A 3,673-nucleotide genomic window follows, 5' to 3' on the forward strand; every position below is an offset into this window, starting at 1 on the left:
AAGCAGTCTGTTTGGGATTTAGGCAAGGCAGCGCCTATGTGGTGTGGTTACTCCCCCATAAATAGGCGATAACGTAGCATCAATTCCAAACAGGCCCTAACTAATCTCTAGTTTCATTTCTTTAGCAATCTGAAGTAGTTTATCGAACCGCTCCGATTGCTCTTCAGCTAAGGGGGATTTTTTTAATAGTTTAAAGCACTTTTGAGCCAGCACACTATTGAAAGAGTCCCCCTGTTTTTTTGACTTATCCACTAAACATTGTAACAAGTTAAGCGCAATACTTGGATTGTGTGGCATGACCCTAAATGCTTGGCTGAATGCCTCTAAGGCAGCATTTAATTGGCCGCGCTCAAACTGCTTAACAGCATGATTGTTAAGTTCTTTCGGCCCCATTTTAATATCACGTCTTTCACTTTGCTGTTGCTGTATATAACGCAAGTAAGTAGCATCGCTTCTACTTGGGTGACGTTCGCAATGATCAATAATTTGGCTAAATAGCGCTTGCGCCTTTTGGTGAAAACCTAATTCATGCAGTGCTTTTGCCTTGTCTAGGGCACCATCTACTGAACGTATTTGAGTATCGCTGTCATCAAGTTGTTCAATCAACTGTTTCGCTTTTTTATGTTCATCTTTTAAATAATAAAGGCGTGCATTGAGCACATCGATTTGAGTTTGCGCATTACTGGTTGGGAATTGAGTTTTTAGCTCATTAATATATTTATTTGTTTGACGGGAGATTCTGTTTATTTGGTCACTTTGATCTGTGGTTAGTGCAAAATCAATCCCAGCACGAGCGGCATTTAAATAAATGTCTGGGCTATCATGCATAGAGTACTTAGCAAAAGTGGCAATATCCTTTTGAGTTAAGTAGCTGGTTTCGTAGTCTCTGTTAATGAGCGATACGCTGTTCAGTGACTTTTGACGGTCTATATTACGTGGAGCAATATGTGCCGCTTGGCTTAAAAACTCTTGGGCTAGCTCAAATTGGTTTAGTTTTATTTCTAAACGCCCTAATAAGTCTAATGCAACTAGTCGTGTTTCATTACGTTCAAGCATAGTTTTAAGCATGCGTTGAGCTAAAATATGCTCATTGTTAGCAATTAAGGCTTCTACCAATCCTACTTTTGCCCATGCAAATTTTTGAATATTCAAAACTGACTTAAAAAAGTCTTTCGCTTCTTGGTTTTGTTTTAGCGCCAGTAAAATATTACCTTTTAATCTAAGCAGAATAGGGCTGTATTTATTACTTTTATCGAGTTGGGCATTAATTTGTTTTAATGCTTTAGACTGGTTATCGTCATCAATTAAAGTGTATATAGCTTTTAAGTCGCTTTTACGTTTGAGAATACGCTCTATGCGCACTCTTAATTCTTGTACAGAGAAGGGTTTTACTAAAAAGTCATCGGGTTGAAGTTCTAATACACTGTGAACTAACTCTCCGCTAGTTTCCGCAGATGTAAAAATAAACCCAGTAGAGTGTTTTATTAATGCTTTAGCGCGTAATTCTTCATAAAGCTGGTAGCCATCTTGGCGTTTGCTTAGATTAAAAGAGCAAATTACCAAGTCAAATTCTTCATGTAAGCATTGTTCTTTTGCCGCTAGAGCATGATCTGCAAAACGCATATGTCCAAAGCCAATTTTTTCGAGCGACTGTTTCATGTAGCTTTGAGCAAGTGGCTGCTCTTCTACAATCAGTATTTTTGCTTCATTAAAAATATTTTTAGACATTGGCTTAAGCGTAATTGAATTTAACACAGACTATAATCAACAGTTTAGACGCTTACAAGGTAATTTAAAGATTCGCTTCGAAGATGAGAGTTTATTAAGCAAATTAATTCTAAAGGTTTATATTTTTATCTTAAAAGACCTAAAAAACCATTTAAAGTAAATGGGTAGCACGCGTAATAAAGTAAGTTAAAAAAAATGATTTTGGAGATAATAAAACTCGGAAGATAGGTTTTTGGCATGAGATTGGTAATACTGATTTTTTGAAACCGAAGAATTGCTTGATAACGAATTTCTAAATGGCAATTAATACTGAACGTGAACTAAAAGAGTGGCGGATAATGAATATTAAAATGGAAGATGATACTAGAAGGTTTGATTTTTGTAATATGCACCATTCAAAGAATGGTGGGTCGTACTGGACTTGAACCAGTGACCCTCGCCTTGTAAGGGCGATGCTCTCCCAACTGAGCTAACGACCCATATTACAAATTTACACATGTTTATATAATAAATTTTTATATGTGGTGGGTGATACTGGACTTGAACCAGTGACCCTCGCCTTGTAAGGGCGATGCTCTCCCAACTGAGCTAATCACCCACATATAAATTAAAACGCTACTATTAAAATAAATAGTACTGGACTTTAACCAGTGAACCTCGCCGTTACTTGTAAATAGCGGTGATGCTCTCATTTTTTGTAACTGAGCTAACGACCCATATTACAATTTTAATACATATCACTATTGATATAACAATAGGTTTTATATGTGGTGGGTGATACTGGACTTGAACCAGTGACCCTCGCCTTGTAAGGGCGATGCTCTCCCAACTGAGCTAATCACCCACATATAAATTCAAACGCTACTATTAAAGTTTAATAGTACTGGACTTTAACCAGTGAACCTTGCCGTTACTTGTAAATAACGGTGAGCTCTCTTTTTTCTAACTGAGCTAACGCACCATATAGTATATTAGATACGACACATTAAAATGTGGTGGGTGATACTGGACTTGAACCAGTGACCCTCGCCTTGTAAGGGCGATGCTCTCCCAACTGAGCTAATCACCCGCATCTAAACAACACCACATTGCTGCGTTGTTGTGGGGCGCTATTATAGATAGAGTTGCAAATGTGTCAACACTTGAATGATAAAAATGTGCTGAATGAAGCTTTTATAAACAATACAGTGCGAACGGTGTTCACTTTATCAACAAACTAATATTAAACGAACAATTGTTAAGCTTAATGTTTATTTAAAGTCGGCGGCGTAGACTAAATAGATATCATTGGTGGTGGGATAAACAATAAAATATTTATGTAATAAAAGGCTAACTTTCAATAATTGTATTGCGTGATACAAATTAGCGGGTAATAAAAGTTATTTAAAGTTTAACATGCCAATGAACAGCGCTTTTTTAGTAGTAAAACAGCACCAAGCTAATTTGCATATAAATGTATACCCTTTAAATCATATTCAAACTCATATTATCGGTTGAATAGGGTACTCAGTCGTATACATGTGGCGAGTACAACAACGTAAAGCGCAACGTGACATCTAAATTAGTATGAAAATCTGTTTTTTAGCACGTATGATAGCCAGTTTGTTGAAATTTAAACCATTTAAATAATGTCGCATAAAAAACTGTTGACTTTATTTTGGGGGGTGCATAGAATGCGCCCCGCACTAAGCGATACACGACGTGATTATCACCGAGCGTATTGAATAAGTTGGGGCTATAGCTCAGCTGGGAGAGCGCTTCGCTGGCAGCGAAGAGGTCTGCGGTTCGATCCCGCATAGCTCCACCAATTTTTAGTGCTTGTCCTAGGGTAACAGTTTTCTGTGTCCCCATCGTCTAGAGGCCTAGGACACCGCCCTTTCACGGCGGTAACAGGGGTTCGAATCCCCTTGGGGACGCCACTTACTTATTTTAAATAGGGAAGTGA

Annotated in this window: 1 protein-coding gene and 6 tRNA genes; 2 read left to right on the forward strand and 5 right to left on the reverse strand. The window is 37.9% G+C overall.

The genetic code is table 11. From position 1 onward, the window contains the following. Nucleotides 1-96: 96 nt before the first annotated feature. From CWC30_RS17845 to CWC30_RS17870, 5 genes are all read right to left on the reverse strand, one after another. Nucleotides 97-1,728, reverse strand: coding sequence for a response regulator (locus CWC30_RS17845; protein ID WP_069439987.1), 1,632 nt, complete (start codon nucleotides 1,726-1,728; stop codon nucleotides 97-99). A gap of 403 nt (nucleotides 1,729-2,131) precedes the next feature. Continuing rightward, nucleotides 2,132-2,207, reverse strand: a tRNA-Val gene (locus CWC30_RS17855). 43 nt (nucleotides 2,208-2,250) lie between these two features. Continuing rightward, nucleotides 2,251-2,326 (reverse strand) — tRNA-Val (locus CWC30_RS17860). A gap of 170 nt (nucleotides 2,327-2,496) precedes the next feature. Beyond that, nucleotides 2,497-2,572, reverse strand: a tRNA-Val gene (locus tag CWC30_RS17865). 149 nt (nucleotides 2,573-2,721) lie between these two features. Beyond that, nucleotides 2,722-2,797 (reverse strand) — tRNA-Val (locus CWC30_RS17870). Nucleotides 2,798-3,459: 662 nt separating this feature from the next. On the opposite strand from CWC30_RS17870, the gene CWC30_RS17875 reads away from it, so the two are divergent. Continuing rightward, nucleotides 3,460-3,535, forward strand: a tRNA-Ala gene (locus CWC30_RS17875). 36 nt (nucleotides 3,536-3,571) lie between these two features. After that, nucleotides 3,572-3,647 (forward strand) — tRNA-Glu (locus tag CWC30_RS17880). Nucleotides 3,648-3,673 lie beyond the last annotated feature (26 nt).

This window comes from Pseudoalteromonas sp. S4741 (assembly GCF_005886135.1).
GTDB lineage: Bacteria > Pseudomonadota > Gammaproteobacteria > Enterobacterales > Alteromonadaceae > Pseudoalteromonas > Pseudoalteromonas tetraodonis.

Coding starts and splice junctions, on each gene's coding strand:
- CWC30_RS17845 (WP_069439987.1), bottom strand. CDS start 1,728: ATGTCTAAAAATATTTTTAATGAAGCAAAAATACTGATTGTAGAAGAG.